Below are 21,264 nucleotides of genomic sequence, written 5' to 3'. Positions count from 1 at the left end.
CCATAAAAGGACTCGTTTTTTTTTCATATACAAGTTATAATGAATTATATCAAATAATGAATGATGGGATATCCCATCGAATTTTTAAAACGGAGGGTTCCCTATGAAAACAAATTTGAAAAAATTGCAATCTTTAATGCGCGAAAGAAAAATTACCTACTATCTGATTCCCAGTGAAGACCCTCATCAATCCGAATACGTTGACGACTATTTCAAATGCAGAGAATTTATTTCCGGCTTTACCGGATCAGCAGGAACGCTTCTTGTTGGACAAAGAGAATGCTGGCTTTGGACTGACGGAAGATACTTTACACAGGCAGAAGAACAGATTGCTCCCTTAAAAATTCATCTAATGAAACAAGGTGTTTCAGGTACACCAACAATTCTCGAGTTTTTAGACCAGCACCTGACCGATGAAGACACTCTTGGTTTGAATGGCCTGATGATTTCCGCTGCTTACGGAAAAAAGCTCAGTCAGCTTACAAAAAAGCACAAAACCAAACTCCACACAGATTTAAATTATGTAGAAGAAATCTGGGAAGACCGTCCTTCCCTTACTAAAAACCCGATTTATGAACACGAACTTATTTATTCCGGAGAAGATACATCTTCCAAACTGAAAACTATTCGAGAAATTCTTATAAAAGAGGGTGCTCAGGCTTTGTTTTTATCTTCTCTTCCAGACATCGCATGGCTTTTTAATCTGCGCGGAGATGATATCAAATGCACCCCTCTCTTTTATAGCTATGCATGGATTACGTTAGATGAATGTTATCTGTTTATACGAAAAGGTTATCTTTCTGCTACAGTATTTCAGAATCTGCAAAAACAGCATATTAAACTGATGGAATATTCTGAAATTGTCTCTTTTTTAAGACTTCAGCATCTTCCGGTTATGCTGGACCCTGACTATGTTAATTACTTTCATTATCAGCTGCTTTTTAAATGTAAAATCATTTGCAGAGATAATCCGACAGAATTATTAAAAGCAGTGAAGAACACTGTACAAATTGAACATTTAAAAAAATGTCACCTCCACGATGGAGTTGCCATGACAAAATTTATGTACTGGCTAAAAACAAATATTGGACAGATCCCAATGACTGAAAGATCTGTAAGTGATTATCTGGAATCTGAAAGAAAAAAACTGCCAGATTACAACGGACCAAGCTTTGAGACTATATGTGCCTATAAGGAACATGCAGCAATGATGCATTATCAGTCCACAGAAGAGTCAGATGTGACTCTCCATCCTGAAGGTATGCTTCTGATTGATTCCGGTGGACAATATTCTGGTGGTACAACTGATGTTACCAGAACATTCATCCTGGGACCGATTTCTGATGAAGAGCGTCAAAATTTTACTCTTGTATGTAAATCCATGCTTCTTTTGGCAGATGCAAAATTTCTTTCTGGATGCCGTGGAAGTAACCTTGATGTCATTGCCCGGGAGCCTCTTTGGGAATGCGGTCTGGATTATCGCTGCGGAACCGGCCACGGAGTAGGATATTTTCTAGGTGTACATGAAGGTCCAAACGCTTTTCGATGGAGAACCAGCCCAGATCGCTTGGATGCGGTTTTGCAACCTGGCATGGTAACAACAGATGAACCTGGAGTTTATATTCCTGGAAAATACGGTATTCGAACAGAAAATATGCTCTTGTGCAAAAAGAAACTTCAAAATGAATATGGGGCATTTCTTGAGTTTGAGCATTTGACTCTGGTTCCTATTGATTTGGATGGAATAGATTTCTCTTTATTTAATGAAAAAGAAAAGAGATTGTTATCTCAATACCAGCAATTGGTATTCGACACAATCTCTCCTTACCTTAACGAAGATGAATCTGCCTGGTTAAAAAAGCAGCTTTGCTAAAGATATCATCAAGGGCATTGTTATAATCGCACAAAGTGTTGAAATCGCAAACAGTTCTGCCGCATAACCTACATCTTTCTGATATTTTACCGCAAACATCGTTGAAATTGCAGCTGTTGGAGCAGAAATTCCTAAAACTGTAATCAGACGTATTGTTTCAGATACGGATACAATCGAAAGAAAATATACAGTAATTACAGGCACTGCCAGAAGCCGCAGAAATAACATCCAGTATATTCTCCTTTTGGCAAGTGCCTTTATTATATTTGTCTGAGCAATGGCTGTTCCTGAGACGATCATGGCCAGTGGTGTATTCATATTTCCCACCGCTTTTAATGAATCTACAACAACAGGCGGCAAAGTTATCCCAAAAACAAAGCATAGAATTCCAATAATAAGTGCAATAATAACTGGTGCTTTTAAAATACTTAGCAGAGATTCTTTTTTAAAACCGCCTTGCATAGAAGATACTCCATGTGACCAGATGAGAAAATTTTGTGCACACATAAATGCTGTAATGTATATAACTCCTTTATCGCCAAACATAGCCTGCGCAATAGGAACACCCATAAATCCACAATTAGGATAAATAACATGAAACCTTTCAATAATCTTATGTTCTTCATTTCTGTTTTTTACCAAAAGATAAGCGACTCCCATTGCAATCAGGTGAGCCGCAAATGCTAAAGAAAAAGAAATTAAAATATCATATAAAATTTTCCGATCATATTGTATCTGAAAGGATGTAAAAACCACACAAGGTAAAACAATAAATAATGCCACATCTGATAATGTTTTACTGCCATCTCTTGAAATAAATTTTATTTTATAACAAAAGGCTCCGATACTCATCATAATAAACATCATCAGAATCTGACGAAATACAATTAGTACAATATTCAAAGCAAACTCCTATTCATCTTTTAACCAGTTTTCTTTAAGCTTCTGATATTCTCCATTGGTATTAAGCACCTGAAGCGCTACATTGAACTGATCCAGGTATTCATACCCTTTCTTAAACATAATACCATAATTGCTTTCCTCAGAATTTAATTTCTCATCCAAAGCTTCCAGATTGGTTTTTTCATTATTCACAAGATAATAATCTACACCGGTTGAGTCATAAAGTGTAACATCGATCTTGCCTTTTTCCAAGTCTTTAAAAACCTGTTCCATAGAATCATAATACTTGATTTTATTATTCTCAGACATATAATCCTGTACATATTGTGCATTAGTCATTCCCTTTTCCACACCTATGACTTTTCCTTCGATTTCCTTTCGGTCTTTAATTCCGGTATTTCTATTTACCATAATCTTTAATGAATTTTCATAATATGCATCTGTAAATGAAAAATCTTTTTGCCGGTCATCTGTTATAGAAACAGCTCCGATTGCCAGTTCAACATCTCCATCTTGTATTTTCTGCATCATCTCTCCAATATGCATTGGATAAAGTTCATATTCAAACCCAAGATATTCACTGACTTTTTCAATCAAATCAATATCAAACCCTGTAATTTCTTTTTTTTCGGTATTATAAAATGAAAACGGTGGCATCTCATCGGATACAGCAATCTTTAATTTCATTCCTTTCATAGTTCCTTCAACCTTTGAAGCTTCAATTACCTGTTTTTTTTCTTCTTTTTGTGTCTCCTGTTTCTTCCATGGCATATTACATCCACTTAAACTTAATACAAGAGTTATCATCATTAAGGATGCTATTATTTTTTTCATAGAAATCTCCTTTTTACATTCTTTGATTCATTTATCATATCACCACAAAAAATATAAGTCAATTTCCCTGGCAATTTTTTCATTGTATAAACCTTTGGTCATTTGTAAATGATTTTACTAGAACAATTTACAAATGGAGGAATCATTATGGCACTGAATAAAGTTGAAATATGCGGTGTAAATACTTCCGCACTACCACTATTAACTAATGAGGAAAAAGAAATCCTGTTTGAACGAATTGAACAAGGTGATGAGTCTGCACGGGAACAATATATCAAAGGCAATTTACGCCTGGTATTAAGTGTCATTCAACGTTTTTCCAATAGCAGTGAAAATGCAGATGATCTTTTTCAGGTCGGATGCATCGGATTAATGAAAGCAATTGACAATTTTGATCGAAGTCTCAACGTTAAATTTTCAACTTATGCCGTCCCAATGATCATTGGAGAAGTTAAACGCTATCTCCGGGATAATAACACCATGCGGGTCAGTCGTTCACTCCGGGACACTGCATACAAAGCCATAAACGCAAGAGAGGCTCTTACAAAAAAAATGAACAAGGAGCCTTCCATTGAAGCCATTGCAGAAGAAATCCATATAAAAAAGGAAGATATTCTTTTTGCACTGGATGCAATCGCAACCCCTCTTTCCCTGTATGAACCTGTATACCAGGATGGCGGCGATACATTGTACTTAATGGATCAGGTAAAAGATAAAAAAAATCGAGAAGATTTATGGATTGAATCTATCGCATTGCGAGAAGCCATGGATCACTTGTCTGACAGAGAATATAACATTATAAAACTACGCTTTTTCGATGGAAAAACCCAGACTGAAGTTGCTGATGAAATCAGTATTTCACAGGCACAGGTCAGCCGCCTGGAAAAAAATGCATTAAAGCATATGAGAAATTATCTAAATTAAATAGAAAAAAATACTTTTCTCATGAAATAGAAAAAGCCGTTGTACAGATTTATTACCTGGTACAAACGGCTTTTGTTATTTATAACAAATTCTTCTTCTTAAGAATATATACTGCAATCAGACATACAATCAAAGAAAAAACAGATATAATTGCAAATCCAAAAGGACTCTGTGAAAAAGGCATTCCTGCTCCATTTACATTCATACCATAGAATCCGGAAATCATGGTAGGAAGTTCTACAACAATGGTTATGGCTGCCAGAAATTTCATCACCTGATTCAGGTTATTATCAATAATCGATCCAAACAGGGACATGGTACTCCTCAAAATATTATGATAAATATAAGTCATCTCCATTGCCTGCTTATTTTCTATAATAACATCTTCCAACAGTTCCTGATCTTCCTCATAATGTTTTAAACCTATATGCTTTCGCAGCTTCTCAAGAACTACTTCATTGGATTTAAGAGAAGTGGTAAAATATACCAGACATTTTTCAAGATCATACAACTGTATCAGATCACTGTTTCTGGATGTTTCATGAAGTATTTCTTCAACCTGATTTGCCCGCTGATCAATAACTCTCAGATAATACAGGAATAATGTTGCATTGTTATATAAAATCTGATAAACAAATCTGGTTTTCATATATGTATAAAAATTAGGAACCAGACCATCGATAAACTGCTTTAGAATATTGGTTTCTTCCAGACATACAGTAAAAACTACTTTTCTGGTAATAAAAATTCCTAAAGGTATTGTTTCATACCACTTTTTTTCATCTTCTTCACGTACTACCGGAATATTCACCAGAATCATAGTATAATTATCTTCATTTTCCAAACGTGATCTTTCTTCCGTATCCAGTGCTGCCTTTAAATCATCCAAATCTATTTGATAACTATCTGAAATATTTCTCAATTCTTCTGGTGTCGGATTCGTTAATGCCACCCAGGACTCCAATTCAATGGAATTTAATTCCTGTAACTCTTTTTGTCCTTCATAATTTTTAAAAATCCGAATCATATCTACTTCCTCCTGCTCCCTAGTATACCTTATCACAGGTTTTTCGTCCAGTCTGAAGGATATATAGACATTTAAAATTTTTTATCACTTATTCAAATGGATAATTCATTCCCCACTGGGTTTTAATACTTGTAAGAATATTCATTACATCATTGGTGATTTCCTGACAATCATCATCACATTCTCCTGCCACAGCTGCTTCCATAGCTTCCACCTCATATTGAAGTGCTTCTTCTGTTTTTCCTGCTTCCACTGTTTCTACTTCACCTGTTGCTGTGTTTGTAATGGTTGCCTTACATGCTCTTGGATATTCATAAACTTCTATATAGCCCTCATCACCAGTTACAACTCCTCGTTTTGGCTGTTTTGCACGCAGAGTCAGACACATAACAACCATTTGTCCTTTTGTATTCTTCATAATAACACCAGACTGTTCATCTGCACCGGTTTCAAGATATTCTACTGTTGTTAAAATGGTATTTGGCGCCTCGTCCAAAAATGTTCTTGCAAAAGTTGTAGCATATACCCCAATATCCAGTAAGGCTCCTCCTGCTGCTTCCAATGCAAAGAAACGATTGGTAGAATCATATCCTTTGTTACTTCCGAAGTTTACCTGAACCATCTTGGTCCTTCCAATAGCACCTTCTGCAATTCGTTCTTTCAATTTTTTATATAAAGGCATATGTGAAATTGTCATTGCTTCTCTCACAACGACTCCTTTTTTTTCTGCCATTTCCAGGACTTCTTTTAACTGACCTGCATTTACTGTAATCGCCTTTTCACACAGAATATGTTTTCCTGCTGCAACCGCTGCCTTCATATTTTCATAATGCATACTATGTGGAGTTGCAATATAAACAATATCAATATTTTCATCTGCAAGCATTTCTTCATATGTTGTAAACACATGTTTTACTCCATATTTTTCTGCAAATTTTTCTGCTTTCTCAACAGTACGATTACTTACTCCATAGATTTCATGTCCCATTTTCTGAAATGTCTCTGCCATTTCATTTGCAATTGTTCCACAACCTAAGATTCCCCATGTACTCATTTCTTCGTTTCTCCTTTTTATATTATTCTGATTCCATTACTTCCTGCAACAACAGCTTTTGTAGCTACCTGATAAAACAGTGATGTTTCAATAACTCCGGTAATTTCTTTTAATTCATTATCCAATGTTTCCAAATTTCTGCCTTCTCTAAAATAAGTTTCCAGCAAATGTAAATCTCTGATTTTTACACTTCCGCCCAATTTCTCTACCTGCTGTGTCACATAGTGAATAGCTTCTGGAACAATTTCTAATACAATCGGTATATCAAAACCTAATTTATCTACCACTTTAGATTCATCCACCAGTAATACATATTCTTTTGACATGCGGGCAATGATTTTCTCCAGAGTATGAATGCCTCCTCCACTTTTATAAGCATTTAAATCCGAATCCACCTGGTCACAACCGTCAAAAGCAATCTCCACAGATGATACTTCCTCTGTTGGAACAACCATAATTCCCAGTTCCTCACAGACTTTTTTAGTTGCCTCTGATGGAGTTACAACAGTAACTTCTTTTCCTGCCTCCTTTACATATTCTGCAAGATAACGAATGGTTTCTCCCCCTCCAAGACCAATCATTCCGTGATCCGGCACCAGTTGGAGTGCTTCTTTGGCACATAAACGTTTCACTTGATTCCTCCTTTATGTTGTAAAACTTAGTTTCTTTTAATTATTTTATCACGAAATTTTATTTTGTCAATCCTACATTGCTTTTTCATTTATTTCATATTAAAATATTACTAGAAAAAGCGAAAGGAGTCCATTATGAAAAAACAATTCAAGACTTTATGCAAACTTGTAACAGCAATCGCTACTATAGGCGGAATCCTCTATATCGCTCGGGATCAGATCAAAGATATCATTGATAAAATTAAAGAAGTCACTGCTTCCAGTGAACCAGAAAATGATGATTTTGATGAACCTTTTGATGATGATGATATTTTCCCTGAGCCATCTGAAGATGACCGCGACTATGTTTCCATCAATATTACTAATGACGAATCTGAGGAAGAAACATCTGATACAGATGATGAGTCTGAGGCATCTGAAGAAGAGGCATCTGATACAGTTCAATAAGTCTGCTTCAACTCTTTCCCCATCAATTTACGGAATCTTGTTGAAATTTTTAAAGATATAAAAAAGTTGTACTTTAATAGTACAACTTTTTTATATCTTTATCTTTTTAGTTTTTGATGCCTCACCAAAATATTTTTTTCCACTAATCTGCTGATAGGCTCTGATTCTAATATAATAGGTTTTTCCCTTTTTCAACTTTTTTGACGTATAAGTACGACTTCTGCTTCCAATATATTCTTTAACTTTTTGATATTTCCCTTTCTTTCCCTGCTTTATATAGAAACAATAACCTGTTGCTCTTGGAACCACTTTATTTGTAATTTTAACCCTCCGTCCAGTCTCTTTTACAGAAGCATACGCTTTTCCAGGCCTTGTTCCGGATTTGTGGGGATCAGAGTAGGTTCCATATATATTTTTAGTCCTTGTGGATCCGTTATAGTTCTTATATGTTACCGTACGGTATGGACGCACACGATAATAATAAATTGTTCCTGACTTTCTTTTTTTATCTATCCAGCTACAAGTTCTTGCAGACACTGTCTTTATTTTTTTATATCCTGTCGTTTTCTTTGAAGATCTATATATACAATATCCGCTAATGTCAGATATTTTTTTCCATTGTATTTTGATAGATGAAGTACTTCTTTTAGATGTTGTCACTGAAGTTTTCCCATAAGGTTTAAAAGACGCAGTATGCCCCAGATATATCGGGTCTATACTTCCTCCAATATAGCATCCATCTTCATATTCCACAACAAGATCATCAAAGACTACCTTCATCTGCCAGCCATCCTCATCATATGCCATCTGCTTTAGCAAATCGGATTTTAATGTCTTCAGATACTCATCCTTACACTTTAGTGATATTTGATTTACCGCTTTAGGCTGATGATTAATTTTTGTAAGAGTTGTCGTTCCATCTGCAAATGTAAATTTTCCATCCGGATTCAGATGAAAAGCTTTTACTCCCTGTTTTCCCTGTGCAGTATATTTATAGACTAAAATCGGATTTTTCTGATATACATCTACAGTTCCTGAAGTCTTACAGGTTACTCCAGATTCATAATCATATTCCCATGTTCCAGACCACGCTTCGAGAGAATTAAATCCTTCATAATGTTCATCCTGATAATATGGCGTACTATATGCAAAAGGGATTCTTTTTAACAGTATCGTTCTTTCTTCATTGCCTGACACCACTTTTTTCTTTATTAAAATTGCCTCATTCATATTGATTGAAGTTGCAACATACCGGCTGGTGAAATTAACAGATACTTCTGCCTTCTTACCATCTTCTGATATTTTATCTGAATCCACCTTTACACTGATATCTTTTTTCCCTGTTTCCGATTCCATCTCAGCAAAAATGCCATGCAAATCCGTCTCGCTTGACTGTAATAAAAAAGTCTTATCTTCGATTCTCTCAAAACTTCCATCAACAGCTCTTTCTTTTGCTGTAATAGAATATACTTTTTCTCCATTTCTCTCAAAAGGCGGATCACCTGTATAGTCTGTAATTTCAATATCATCTGTAGCAGTATCCTCAGATGCAGTTACCGGAACAGCAATAGATAACATTAAAATCACGGTCATCATCATAATAAGGATTTTTTTCATAAGCCCTCCCTTATTTTAAAGATCCGGGTTATCTTGTTGCTTCTTTTAACATTTCTTTTAATTCATCCACCGAATAATTATAATGTGTATTGCAGAAATGACAATTTACCTCTATATCTTTTCCGTCATCAATCATTGACTGAATCTCATCTTTTCCAATACTTATAACAGCCTGCTCTACCCGTTCTTTTGAACAATTACAATAAAATCTGGTTGGCATGGTTCCATAAACCTTCATTCCAAGATCACCCAGCAGTAATTCCATCATTTCTTCTGGTGTATGACCTTCATCCAGACATGCCGTAACAGATTTAAATTCAACAATTTTCTTTTCAAGTGCACTGATGGTTTCTTCTGTTGCAAATGGCATCAGCTGAATAATAAATCCTCCAGCATGACGAACTGTATTATCTTTATTCATCAATACTCCCAATGCAACAGATGTTGGAATCTGTTCACTTGTTGCAAAATAATATGTCAAATCTTCTGCAATTTCTCCAGAAACCAGATGTGTCTGTCCTGAATATGGTTCTTTTAATCCAATATCCTTTATTACAGTCAATACTCCAAGATCCAGAGCCTTCCCAACATCAAGTTTTCCTTCTTTACTTGGAGGCAGCATAACATCAGGATGAATAGCATATCCTTTTACATTGGCTTTTGAATCAGCTGTTACAGTAAGTCCGCCAATTGGTCCACTGCACTGGATCTGTAATGTTAATACATCACTGTCATTTTTACACATGCTTCCCATCATGGCTCCTGCTGTCAGCAAACGTCCTAAAGCTGCTGTTGCAACCGGACTGGTATCATGTTTTTGTCTGGCTGTCTCCACAACCTCTTTTGTATATGCTGCAAAAAAACGAATCTGATCATCTGCAGCAGTTCCTCTAACAATATAATCTTTCATTCTCATAACCTTTCTGTTTTTTTATTTTTACCGGGCAATGAAATACAATCTTTCTGTATCCTTCTTTGGTTTTTCCATTGTCTCAGTATCTAAAACCTGTATTTCTTCAAAACCTGCTTCTTTTAGCAGATCATATATTTCATCTGCCTCATAAGCTTTCTGATAATGAATTTCTTCAAATTTATCATATGTTCCCATTTTATTTTTGATAAACAGACTCAGCTGATATTCATTAATCCTATCGCCGGGATCATAAAAATTATCCCAGATGAAACTGGCTTCTTCTCTGTCTTCAGCAAATGTATTTTGAGCTAAAATCTTTTCATATTTATAACGGCTGTTCATATCAAACATAAATACACCCGCCACATTTAGATATTTTCTAACCTTTAAAAAAATTTCCAGCATATCCTCTGATTCCAAAATATAATTCATGCAATCACAAATACTGACTACAGCATCAGCTTTTTCAGGGAGATTTAATTGTGTCATATCCTGTAATATATAAAGAATATCATCCAAATGGGTATTTTTTGCGATCTCCAGCATTTCTATCGCATTATCTACAGCCGTTAACCGATATCCTGACTCCCGGAGTCTTCTTGTCATTTTTCCTGTACCACAACCAAGTTCCAGAACATGACTTCCTTCTTCAATTCCATACTTTTTAAATGTCCCTAAAATATTACAAAGCCACTGATCATAAGGAGTCTGATCCATAAATTCATCATAAACCTGTGCAAAACTTGTATAACTTTCCATAACAACTCCTATACCAATGGTGCCAAAAGCCTTAACATACTTTGTGCCAGTCTCTTCGGAAGGCTTCCTGCACACATTTCTTTTGAAATCAACTGACTTTCAGAAAATGTTCTGATCATATCATACTTCATCTCCCCAATTACTTCGCTGTCATACATAAAAACACCATTTTCAAAATGAAGATATAAACTTCTAAAATCCATGTTGATGGTTCCCACTGTTGCCACTTTGTCATCACTCAAAAAGCACTTTGCATGAATAAAGCCTGGTGAGTACTGATATATCTTAATTCCTGCATCAACCAGCTGGCTGTAATAAGACTGTGTCAGCAGAAATACTGCTTTTTTATCAGGAATAGCCGGTGTAACGATTCGAACATCAACACCCCGTTTTGCTGCAAGACAGAGAGCTGTTATCATCTCATTATCAACGATCAGATATGGCGTATACATATAAACATAATGATTTGATGCATTAATGATATTCAGATATACATTTTCACCAACAGTTTCTCTGTCAAGGGGATTATCTGCATAAGGTTGAATAAATCCTTTCCCAGTAAACTGTTCCATATGATGTTTATGAGGAACAAATGCACCATATCCTTCATCTGTTTTACCTATCGCATTCCACACCTGAAGAAACATTACTGTAAAATTCCATACAGCATCTCCGGTTACTTTCAAACCGGCATCTTTCCAATAACCAAATCGTTCAATACGATTAATATATTCATCTGCCAGATTCAATCCGCCAGTAAATGCGATATGTCCATCTATAACTACAACCTTGCGATGATCACGATTATTCCATGCTGTAGAAACCAGCGGTTTGATTGGATTAAATGCTACTGCATTAATACCATAACGTTCAAGTTCTTTATAATATTTATACGGAAGCAGATCAACGCATCCCACATCATCATACATAAAACGAACTTCAACACCCTGATTGACCCGTTCTTTTAAAATTTCCAATATGGTATCCCACATATATCCTTGGGAAACTATGAAAAACTCCATGAAAATATAATGTTTTGCAGATTTTAAAGCATCCAAAAGATCATCAAACATTGCCTCACCAGATGGATAATATTTGGCATTGGAATTCTCATAAATAGGATATCCTCCATAATGAGTAATATACTTTGCCTGGGTGGCAACCTGATAATTTGCCTTTTCCAAATGCTCCATGACTCCGTAATCCTGTCCCAGAAGAAACTGAGTCTCTGAAATTGATTCTTCCAGACAAATCCTCAATTTTTTTGCCGGCTGCTTATCTCCAAGAATCAGATACAATAACCCTCCAAATACCGGAAATAAAAGAATCGGTATAATCCATGCCAGTTTATATGCCGGATTTTCTTCTTTGTTTACGATATAGATTGCCACCACCAGACTGAAAATCTGGAAAACCACCTGGATAACCTTAGAATATTCTCCAAGAACAATAAAAACATATGTCATCCATATAAGCTGAAGTACAATCAAAACCACAACAATTACAAGACGCCTTAATAAAAATTTTAAAATCTTAGAAATCAATTTCGCCATATTTTTGGTAAGTTTCATAACCCTCTCCCTAATTTCCAACTATCATTTCTTATACATGTTAAGGTATCTTAGTATCATAGCATAAAGTTTAATCTTATTCAAACCCTCCTATTTCATAAAACCAGACATGATACATCCTCCAGCTGCCCCTGTTTCCATGATCATATCAATATTATCTTTATTTATTCCTCCAATTCCATAAACCGGAATATCCACTGCTTCAACTACACTTTTAAGAAAGTCCAGGCCCCTTGGTTCCAAGCCTTTTTTGCAATCTGTCTGGAAAATATGTCCGGCAAATACAAAATCTGCTCCTAATCTTTCCGCAGTTTTGGCTTCCTCCGGCTTATGTATGGATGTGCTGACTGATTCAAAATCTGTTAAATTTTCTGCCTCTTTTTGAAATACAGGATAAGGAAGATGAATCCTTTTTACCCCCAGATTCCTTGCAACATTAATAAAATTATGCAATGTGAGAACAGCACCTTCTTCCTGACAAATTTCCAGACATTTCCTTGCCAGCTGCTCATATTCTTCTTCTGTCAGATCTTTTTCTCTTAAGACAATGGTTTTCACATCTTTTTTAGCCAAATCCTCCATTACTTCCAGAAACGGTCTCTTGCATAACACCCTGCTTGTCACTGCAATCAAATTTCTATTTTCCATATAAATCCTCCTACACCTCTGTTTCTCCAAGAATCAGTCTAACTGCCATATTCGCCTCATGCCCTGCGCAAATTGATACTCTGGCGGATGTCAATGATTCTTCTTTAGAGATTCCATGTTTTTCATCTCCGCATATATATAAACGTTTCATCATCTTCTTCGTCTGAATCAGATTAGAACTATATGTCCCCGCCATCCCATTTCCAGACAAAATATATGTCTTAGGAAGCTTTTCCAAAACAGCTGTAACAAGTTCAGCCTTTGCCTGAGGATCATCAAATGCTTCACAGACAATAGGATAATTTTGAAATAATCCGGCTGCATTTTCTCCTGTAATTTTCCCTTGATAAAATTCCAGTTCTATCCACGGATTCACTTGTCTGATCAGACGTTCCATGGCTTCTGTCTTCTTCATTCCAATATGTTCTATTGTATATGCCTGACGATTAAGATTAGATATATCTACTGTGTCAAAATCTGCCAGCATCATCTTCTGAATACCTGTTCTTGCAAGCATTAAAGCAATATTAGAACCTAATCCCCCCAGTCCCGCTATTGCCACCTTCCCTTTTTTTAAACGATCCCTTATAGCCTTTGTCTGGCGTTCTTCCAGGCTCTTTTCAAATTCGTCTTTTGTTATCATTAAAACCCTCCTTTATCCAATTTATTATAAATGAAAAAAGAATCGGACACAATTATCCGATTCTCTTTTCTGCTATTTTTCATGTTCTTTCATTTTTCGATTCATAATTCCGCCGATTTTACCAGTTTCACTGGCAGATAAGGACTTCCATCCTTTTTCCATTAACCGGTCTGCCAATCCAAGCTCTTTAGCTGTCTCAAACTTTAATCTTTCATTTTCTGTCATCTCTTCAAATGACTTTTGGGTAAAATCTTTTTCTTTTGACATAAAACCATCCTTTCTGTATGCTGTAATTCAAGAATGCCTCGGCGTTCTTGCTGCGAGATGCGCATCATGCGTTAGCATGACATAATTCTAATGCGCATCTCTGCAATCCGCCGGAGGCTTTTATTGAAGTCGGAGATTGATAATCCCACTTGATGAAATTTATCCTTTACTCACCACTTATAGAAGTGGGAGTCTTCTCCGACGAGATAAAAACATGTAACATCCATAGCATCTCCAAAACAGACCTATCCATTCATCTGCCTAATCACAATCCTCTGATGACCCTAAAATTATAAATTAATGATTTTTTTCAGCCCTACTGCATAAATACAACATTCTTTCACCGTTTTGCCTGTAGTCTGCTCCAGTGCCCTTTTATAGTAATCCAATTGGCTTTGATATCTGTCAACCAAAATCTTTTCCTGTCCTTTTGGAATCCTATCGGTTTTATAGTCTACCAAAACCAGTTCATCGTCTTCTTCAAAATAAAGGTCTATTATTCCCTGAACTACTACATAGGAATCACCCGTACTTTCAGGATTCATTTTAGAAAAAGGAATTCCCATAACAAATTGTTTCTCTTTAAATACATGATTTCTTTTTGCCGCTTCTCTGACTCTTCTTCCCAAATCCGAGTCTAAAAATGCCATAATTTCATTACGATCAATCACAGAGTCATAATTTTGATCTATTATCTTTTTATGAATCCATTGACTAATCTGCACATCCAATTCTTCTTTTGTATATTTTTTAGCAAAGTCTAGCAATTCAAAGACTTTATGAATCACTGTCCCTCTGGATGCCGAAGAAACCTTTTGGTCTTTTTTTATAAATTTAGGAACCTTTTTTTCATCTTCACAGATTCTTTTAAATATCCGTTCTTCCTGGTCTGCCTGCTGGCTCATCCTTTTTATTTCAGACACAGAATATTTCAACTGTCCTGTTGTTTCCGGATTATTCTCATATTCATATAAAAAATTCTGTTTCATTTTCCGGATAGCTTGTTCAGGTTTATCAGATAAAAGGTTTTCCATAAACTTTTGTTTTTCTATTTTTTTATCAATTTCCTTCATTTCATGCATCCAGGTCAGTGCTTCCATTGAATATATCTTAATCTCAAAATCATCTTCAGAAATATATGGAAGAGCGCAGAAAATCCAATCCATGTATGAACTGCCTGTGAACAAATCAACATAAGAAACCATCCCATTTTTTGACCAGTCAATATCTCTCTTTTTTATTCCGGTTAAAATGAGTTTTTCCTTTGCTCTGGTCATAGCTACATAAAGTACCCTTAACTCTTCTCCCAGTGAGTCTTTTAACATTTGCCGTCGAATCATGCTTTTTAAAACGGTAGTTCCTTTTGTTCTTAACACTGGATCTATTATATCTGCACCAATATAATAATCAGGATGAAAAATCAAACTTCCACTGCTGTCTCTTAGATTAAATTTCTGATGAATTTTTGATACAAAAACAATAGGATACTCCAATCCTTTACTTTTATGAATACTGGAAATATGCACTAGATTTTGTTCTTCTCCCAGAGTATTGGCTTCTCCAAAATCCATATCATATTCCTGGCATTGTTCCATAAATCGTATAAAATGAAACAATCCTTTCATCTGATTGGTTTCAAATCCTTTTGCCTGCTCAATTAACATTAAAATATTTCCCTGACGTTTTTTTCCTTGAGGCATAGCCCCGGCATAATGATAATATCCTGTCTCATCCAGTGCCATCCATATCAGTTCTGTTAATCTTAAATATGTTTTTGCATCTCTTAGTTTATCCAGCAGTTCCAATGTTTTCTCAGCCTTCTTCATGGATGTTCGTACATTTACCAGAGAATCATATAAATACTTTTCTCCTCCATCTGCCTTGACCAATCCCAGTTCTTCTTCCGACATGCCGATCATTGGTGAACGAAGTACTGCTGCCAGATCAATATCCAAATAAATATTATCTACAACAGACAGCAAACTCAGTAAAGTTCGAATTTCAACTGTGTCAAAATAACCTTTTTCACTATTACAAAACGCCGGAACTCCTGCATTCATTAATTCTTTCTGAATAATTTCTGCATTTCCTTTCATGGATCGAAGAAGAATTACTATATCACCATATTCAGCTTTACGGAGTACACGATTTCCTTCTTCATCTTCACAAGTCACCATATAAGGATGCTCTCCATCTACCATCTCTTTAATTTTGGCTCCGATCATCTTAGCTTCAATGGTTACAGCATCATCTTCCGCTTCTTTTACCTCTTTTGAATCCACCAAAAGAATTTCCGGCAAAATATTTTCTGTTTCCGGGAAAGACATGGTAGGTACCAGTGATACCTCTTTGGTATATTCAATATTCCCAAGACTTTCATGCATAATCTGATAAAAAATACTATTTACAAAATTAAGAACTTCCTTGCGGCTTCGAAAATTATTTTGCAACTCAATCAGCTGATACTGTTCATCCCATCTCTGATAATTATAATATTTCCCCAAAAATAAATCTGGTCTGGCCAGACGAAAACTGTAAATACTCTGCTTTACATCTCCAACCATAAACATATTGTGTCCACCGGAGAATTCCTTTGAAACACTTCGAAGAATGGCATCCTGAATAAAATTACTGTCCTGATATTCATCTATATATATTTCTTCATATGATTCGGCTTTCTCCCTTGCTATCTGACTTGGTACAGGTTGTCCATCTTCGTCAAAATGATCAATTAATAGTTGCAGAGCAAAATGTTCCATATCATCAAAATCCATTAAATTCTCATCGGACTTTCGCTGAGAATATCTTTCCAAAAACCGCTCCGTTAAATCAATTAATGCTTCTAAAGGTTCTCTTAAAACACGCAGTTCTCTAAAAAGTTCTTTTTCTTCCTGATAAAAGTAAGAAGCCTGTATATCTACAATTAATTTATATGCCCTATTTCTAAGTTCTTTACATTGTTCCTGAAGCTCTGGAATAATCTGATCTGTTTTTTTCTTTCTGCCACTTAAACGAGGTTTTTTCATATTCATAAACTGATTGCATAAATCAGAAATCCCTTCTGCCTCTGTCATATTTTCTATAATTTCTGAATCCTGATCCAGTGTTTTTAAATAAAAGTATGGTCCTCCTTCCTGTAATGCAAGCTCTTTTGCTTCCCTGATCATTCTTCCTGCACTTTCTATAATATTCTTTGCATCTGTCAAAATAATCTTCACAAAAGGGGCTTCCCTAAATTCCTCCAATGTTTTCACCGAAATATTGCGTCTTGCTTCATCCAGCCATTTTTCAGGCTGTACATGACTCCTTGCATTTAAATATAATTTCCAGATATACTGACTGATCACATCATCTTTTTTTCCTGGAGAATAAGACTCTATCAGCTTGATAAATCCATCTTCACGTTTTCCATAAGCTTCTTCCAGTATTTCATCCAATACCTGCTCCCGCAAAAGAGATAACTGGCCTTCGTCCCCAGGAGACATTCCCGGATCCATTCCAATCACATAAAAATAATCACGGATCAATTCCATGCAAAAGCTGTGAATCGTGGTTATCTGTGCTTTATGTATTAAAGAAAGCTGTCTGATATAATGAGCATTTTCAGGATGTTCCTGCACCTTTAACTCCAATGCTCTGGCAATTCTTTCCCTCATTTCACCTGCTGCAGCTTTCGTAAATGTCACTACAAGAAGCTTATCCACATCCAACGGATGAGCCTCATCTGTAATTTTTTGTATGATTCTCTCAACAAGAACCGCTGTTTTTCCTGATCCTGCTGCCGCGGACACTAAAATATCGGCATCCCTCTGATCAATAACCTTTTGTTGTTCCTTTGTCCAAGGCATACTTTCCCTCCTCCAGTGACATTTTATCAATTTTATTTACAGGATCTACACCTGATTCATATGCGCAAATATTTCGAAAACTGCAATAGGTACACGGCATAGTTCCATTATATTCATAAGGTCGGATGGATACTTCTCCTTTCATCAGAGAATTCCCAAGTTCTTTCATTTTATTTTCAACAATACCTCCCAGGGTTATCATCTGATTAGTATTTAAAACAGAAGAATTTTTACTATATCCATTTTTTGTGGCAGTTACAGGTAATGAAAGAAATCCTTCCTCTCCTGGATTTTCCATCTGAGGAATCAGATTATAATCTTCATTGACAATTCCGCTCATCTTCATTGATTTTAATAACTGCACTTTTGCTTCTTCAGGATCTTTTTCTTCCACAATAGGATCATCCAGATGAAAATAAAACATTCCTGCCGGTAAAATCCTTTTATTATTTTTCTTCTCTTCCAGCTCTAGCATGGCATTCATATAAATAATCAGCTGCATTTGAAGTCCATGAAATATTTTTGCAAAGTCAAATTTCATTTTTCCAGACTTATAATCAATAATCTTTATATATTTATTTTCACTGTCCTCAATGCTGTCCATCCGGTCTACCACTCCAGAGAAGGTCATTTTTCCTCCATCATCCAGTGTAAACCGCATAGATTCGAGATGATTTTGCTCAGAAAATGCTATCTCATATTCCTCTGGTGTAAATTCCCCTCTTTGGATATAGGTTTCCATAACCCAGACTGCTCTTCTTGATATTCTTTTCATTCGATCCAGCAAATATTCATTTCGACTGGTACTGTGAAGAATTTCCCCTTGAACATCTGATACGGCTTCTTCTACTATCTTATCTACAAATGAATCTCTTGATGCATCATCTGCAAATTTCCAATCCGTCCGTTTCCCAACCAGTTCCATGGTTTTGTGAAATACCTGACCCATATCCACCGGTAATATTTCATGCTTTAACCGTTCTTTTAATCTCAACCCATACTGCATAAAATGAGAAAAGGCACATCCAGCAAATTTTTCCATTCGGGTAACACTTCCAGAAAGTGTATCTCCATAAAGTTTCTTTACAAGTTCCTGGCTGATCGGTAATGCCTCATTCTGGTAGAACTTTGCGTCAATATAAGAAACTGCAGGGGCAAAATCATCCAATGCAAAGTAAAGTGTCTGTAACTCCTGAAATGTTTCATCATCGGTATCCTGCTGTAACAGCCAAACCAAATGATCCGTTGCTTCTTCCACTGAAAAACTTTCTTCTGGAACACTCTCATCCTCATAGAGTGAAATTTCAGGGAAAATTTTGCGAACACGTTCCAGTACATAAGAAGGCTGTCGATTCTCTCCTGAAGCATTCATCATACAATAAGATAAATACAATTTTTCTGATGGTTTAGACAATGCCAGATATAAATAGAACTGTTCCGTATATGCTGACATTTTCGCAGTAGGGGCCAGCATAATGCCTTGATTTCTAAGAATTTCTCTCTGATCATCGCTGACAACTCCTCCGCCTTGAGACTGCTTAGGAATGATTCCATCATTGATTCCAAGGAAAAACAGAACTTTAACTCCCTCTGCCCTTGTTCGTTCCATATCTCCAATTAAAACCTGATCCAGGCTTGGCGGAATAACCCCAACCGTCATTTCTTCCATTCCACTTTCCAGCACACTTAAGAAATCATCATAAGAAAGTTTTTCTTCTCCCAAAATGTCTGCCATCTGATCCATAAGATCCAGTATCTGACCAAAAATCTTCTCGCTGGTTTTTGCCTGGGCAATTTCTCCCCTTTCTTCAAAAATTTTCTTCTGTTCTTTCATTTTCTCTTCCAGCTGAAGTCTTTCAAAAAATTCATACAGACATGTCAGTTTATCAAGTACCGTACTCCCTCTTTTCTTAACTCCTTCTTTTAACGGTTTAATTTCCTTTATAAATTCCTGCCGGCAGGCTTCAATCCTCTGTAACTCATCTTCTTCAAAAGCTTTTGACTTAAATGGCCGGTTCCATTTTGTATATCCTCGGATCCCTGTGGCAATTACATAATTTTCAAGCAAATCTGCATCTTCCATGGACAAACATGAAAAGCCGGATTTTAAATAACGAAATACCATTTCATAAGAAAAATCCATCTGTATCATTTTCAATGCAGATAAAATTGTCTCAATACATGGATTATTTTGTAACTTTCTATTCACATCCACAAAATACGGTATCTTCAAATCCTGAAAACTTCTTTCCAGTTCACTTTGATAATTTTCCAGATCTGCTGTCAAAACTATGATATCTTTATATTGATAATTTTCTTCCCGTATCAGCCGTTCAAGCTGATGGGCAACCATCCTGCTCTCTGCTCTTGGATTCACAGCTCTTTGAATCTGAATATCTTTTGTTTGCTCCGGAAATACCCCATATGGATATCGAAACAGATTCTGTTCCATAAAACGTAATTCAGGTGAACCCTGTTTGTCTGGGTAACACAGTATATCTGGTTTTACAATTGTCCGAGTCTGTCTCGCAATCTCAATCAGCTGTTGCTTTTCATATTTAGACATAGCAAATAGCTCATATTCCCTATATGGAGTTGATACATCTTTAGCGTCTATTGTAAATGAAATATTCACCTGCTTACCCAGCTCCATTAACTGTCTGATAACTTTTCGCTGAATTGGTGTAAACCCTGTAAATCCATCAAGATAGAAAATTGCATTCCTGAGCTTTTTGGATTCCTTCATTTTTTTTGCAAGCACATCTAACAGCTGTTCAGATATGAGATATCTCTCTCCTATATAATTTTCAAAAGAATCCATTATCAAAAGAATATCATCCATTTTTGCCTGAAGTCCTGGCTTTTGTATTATATCCATCGCCTGCTCCAGCTCTTTTTTTTCAATATCATACTGGTACATTTCAGAGAAAAAAGATTTTAATTCATCAATAAATCCCTGTTTTCCCATACTGGAACCAAATACTTTCAACTCCTTTTTATGTTTCTCCATTACCTTTCGGATGACCATAGATTTTCCTTCGTCTTCTAACAACTGCTCAGGCACATAGGATAATTCCTCAAATATTCTATATGCAAGACGAAAAAAACCTACCACATCAATATTCATTGTTCCATGAGCAGGATGTCGTGTTACCAGTTCTTTTTGGGCATTTAACGTAGACTGATCAGGTACAATAAAAAAGAATTCCTGTTCCGGATGTTCTATCGATTCTCTGATCATCTTTTCATATATATAATTTGTTTTTCCAGATCTTGCAGATCCAAGAATAAATTGTAATGACAT

General features: G+C 35.9%; 17 protein-coding genes. 3 read left to right on the top strand and 14 right to left on the bottom strand.

Annotated elements, in window-relative coordinates; genetic code table 11:
• The first annotated feature begins 103 nt into the window (after positions 1–103).
• On the top strand, positions 104–1,873 hold the full coding sequence (locus BHF70_RS11965; RefSeq protein ID WP_075760433.1) for an aminopeptidase P family protein: 1,770 nt from the start codon (positions 104–106) through the stop codon (positions 1,871–1,873).
• On the opposite strand, the gene BHF70_RS11960 is transcribed toward BHF70_RS11965, so the two are convergent.
• Entirely contained in the window at positions 1,853–2,776 is a 924-nt protein-coding gene (locus BHF70_RS11960; RefSeq protein ID WP_075760432.1) for an AEC family transporter, read from the bottom strand. The two genes, BHF70_RS11965 and BHF70_RS11960, sit on opposite strands and share 21 nt — an antisense overlap.
• Positions 2,777–2,785: 9 nt before the next feature.
• Positions 2,786–3,610 (bottom strand): ABC transporter substrate-binding protein, encoded by an 825-nt coding sequence (locus tag BHF70_RS11955; protein WP_075760431.1) that lies wholly within the window; start codon positions 3,608–3,610, stop codon positions 2,786–2,788.
• 147 nt (positions 3,611–3,757) lie between these two features.
• Between BHF70_RS11955 and sigG the strand changes: the two genes are divergently transcribed.
• Complete coding sequence (gene sigG / locus BHF70_RS11950) at positions 3,758–4,534, top strand: RNA polymerase sporulation sigma factor SigG (RefSeq protein ID WP_143249392.1); 777 nt, start codon at positions 3,758–3,760, stop codon at positions 4,532–4,534.
• A 79-nt stretch (positions 4,535–4,613) separates the two neighbouring features.
• Here sigG and BHF70_RS11945 read toward each other — a convergent pair whose 3' ends face one another.
• The 3 genes from BHF70_RS11945 to rpiA all read right to left on the bottom strand — a co-directional run bounded on the left by BHF70_RS11945 (position 4,614) and on the right by rpiA (position 7,247).
• Positions 4,614–5,561, bottom strand: coding sequence for a magnesium transporter CorA family protein (locus BHF70_RS11945; RefSeq protein ID WP_075760429.1), 948 nt, complete (start codon positions 5,559–5,561; stop codon positions 4,614–4,616).
• 88 nt (positions 5,562–5,649) lie between these two features.
• Positions 5,650–6,615: a Gfo/Idh/MocA family protein gene (locus BHF70_RS11940; RefSeq protein WP_075760428.1), complete on the bottom strand. Its 966-nt coding sequence runs from the start codon at positions 6,613–6,615 to the stop codon at positions 5,650–5,652.
• A 17-nt stretch (positions 6,616–6,632) separates the two neighbouring features.
• Positions 6,633–7,247 carry a ribose 5-phosphate isomerase A gene (gene rpiA / locus BHF70_RS11935; RefSeq protein ID WP_075760427.1) on the bottom strand — a complete coding sequence of 205 codons (615 nt, stop codon included), beginning with the start codon at positions 7,245–7,247 and terminating at the stop codon, positions 6,633–6,635.
• A 135-nt stretch (positions 7,248–7,382) separates the two neighbouring features.
• Between rpiA and BHF70_RS11930 the strand changes: the two genes are divergently transcribed.
• Positions 7,383–7,694, top strand: coding sequence for a DNA-directed RNA polymerase subunit delta (locus BHF70_RS11930; RefSeq protein WP_075760426.1), 312 nt, complete (start codon positions 7,383–7,385; stop codon positions 7,692–7,694).
• 90 nt (positions 7,695–7,784) lie between these two features.
• On the opposite strand, the gene BHF70_RS11925 is transcribed toward BHF70_RS11930, so the two are convergent.
• The 9 genes from BHF70_RS11925 to BHF70_RS11885 all read right to left on the bottom strand — a co-directional run bounded on the left by BHF70_RS11925 (position 7,785) and on the right by BHF70_RS11885 (position 21,264).
• Entirely contained in the window at positions 7,785–9,311 is a 1,527-nt protein-coding gene (locus BHF70_RS11925; RefSeq protein ID WP_075760425.1) for a hypothetical protein, read from the bottom strand.
• Between the two features lie 28 nt (positions 9,312–9,339).
• On the bottom strand, positions 9,340–10,221 hold the full coding sequence (hslO, locus tag BHF70_RS11920) for an Hsp33 family molecular chaperone HslO (RefSeq protein ID WP_075760424.1): 882 nt from the start codon (positions 10,219–10,221) through the stop codon (positions 9,340–9,342).
• Positions 10,222–10,248: 27 nt separating this feature from the next.
• A complete protein-coding gene (locus tag BHF70_RS11915; RefSeq protein ID WP_075760423.1) occupies positions 10,249–10,983 on the bottom strand; it encodes a class I SAM-dependent DNA methyltransferase in 735 nt (244 codons plus the stop codon).
• Positions 10,984–10,991: 8 nt separating this feature from the next.
• The gene (cls, locus tag BHF70_RS11910) at positions 10,992–12,554 is read right to left on the bottom strand and encodes a cardiolipin synthase (RefSeq protein ID WP_075760422.1); all 1,563 of its coding nucleotides are present in this window, start codon (positions 12,552–12,554) and stop codon (positions 10,992–10,994) included.
• A gap of 90 nt (positions 12,555–12,644) precedes the next feature.
• Positions 12,645–13,202 (bottom strand): thiamine phosphate synthase, encoded by a 558-nt coding sequence (locus BHF70_RS11905; RefSeq protein ID WP_075760421.1) that lies wholly within the window; start codon positions 13,200–13,202, stop codon positions 12,645–12,647.
• 10 nt (positions 13,203–13,212) lie between these two features.
• A complete protein-coding gene (gene thiF / locus BHF70_RS11900) occupies positions 13,213–13,845 on the bottom strand; it encodes a sulfur carrier protein ThiS adenylyltransferase ThiF (protein ID WP_075760420.1) in 633 nt (210 codons plus the stop codon).
• 72 nt (positions 13,846–13,917) lie between these two features.
• Positions 13,918–14,112 (bottom strand): small, acid-soluble spore protein, alpha/beta type, encoded by a 195-nt coding sequence (locus tag BHF70_RS11895; protein WP_075760419.1) that lies wholly within the window; start codon positions 14,110–14,112, stop codon positions 13,918–13,920.
• 290 nt (positions 14,113–14,402) lie between these two features.
• On the bottom strand, positions 14,403–17,960 hold the full coding sequence (gene addA, locus BHF70_RS11890; protein WP_075760418.1) for a helicase-exonuclease AddAB subunit AddA: 3,558 nt from the start codon (positions 17,958–17,960) through the stop codon (positions 14,403–14,405).
• A complete protein-coding gene (locus tag BHF70_RS11885) occupies positions 17,926–21,264 on the bottom strand; it encodes a PD-(D/E)XK nuclease family protein (protein WP_075760417.1) in 3,339 nt (1,112 codons plus the stop codon). The genes addA and BHF70_RS11885 overlap by 35 nt, the downstream gene beginning before the upstream one ends.

Source organism: Anaerostipes sp. 494a, from assembly GCF_001940315.1.
GTDB classification, from domain to species: domain Bacteria; phylum Bacillota; class Clostridia; order Lachnospirales; family Lachnospiraceae; genus Anaerostipes; species Anaerostipes faecalis.
Note: the sequence above shows the minus strand (reverse complement) of the source record. Positions and strands in the feature narration are given on the sequence as shown.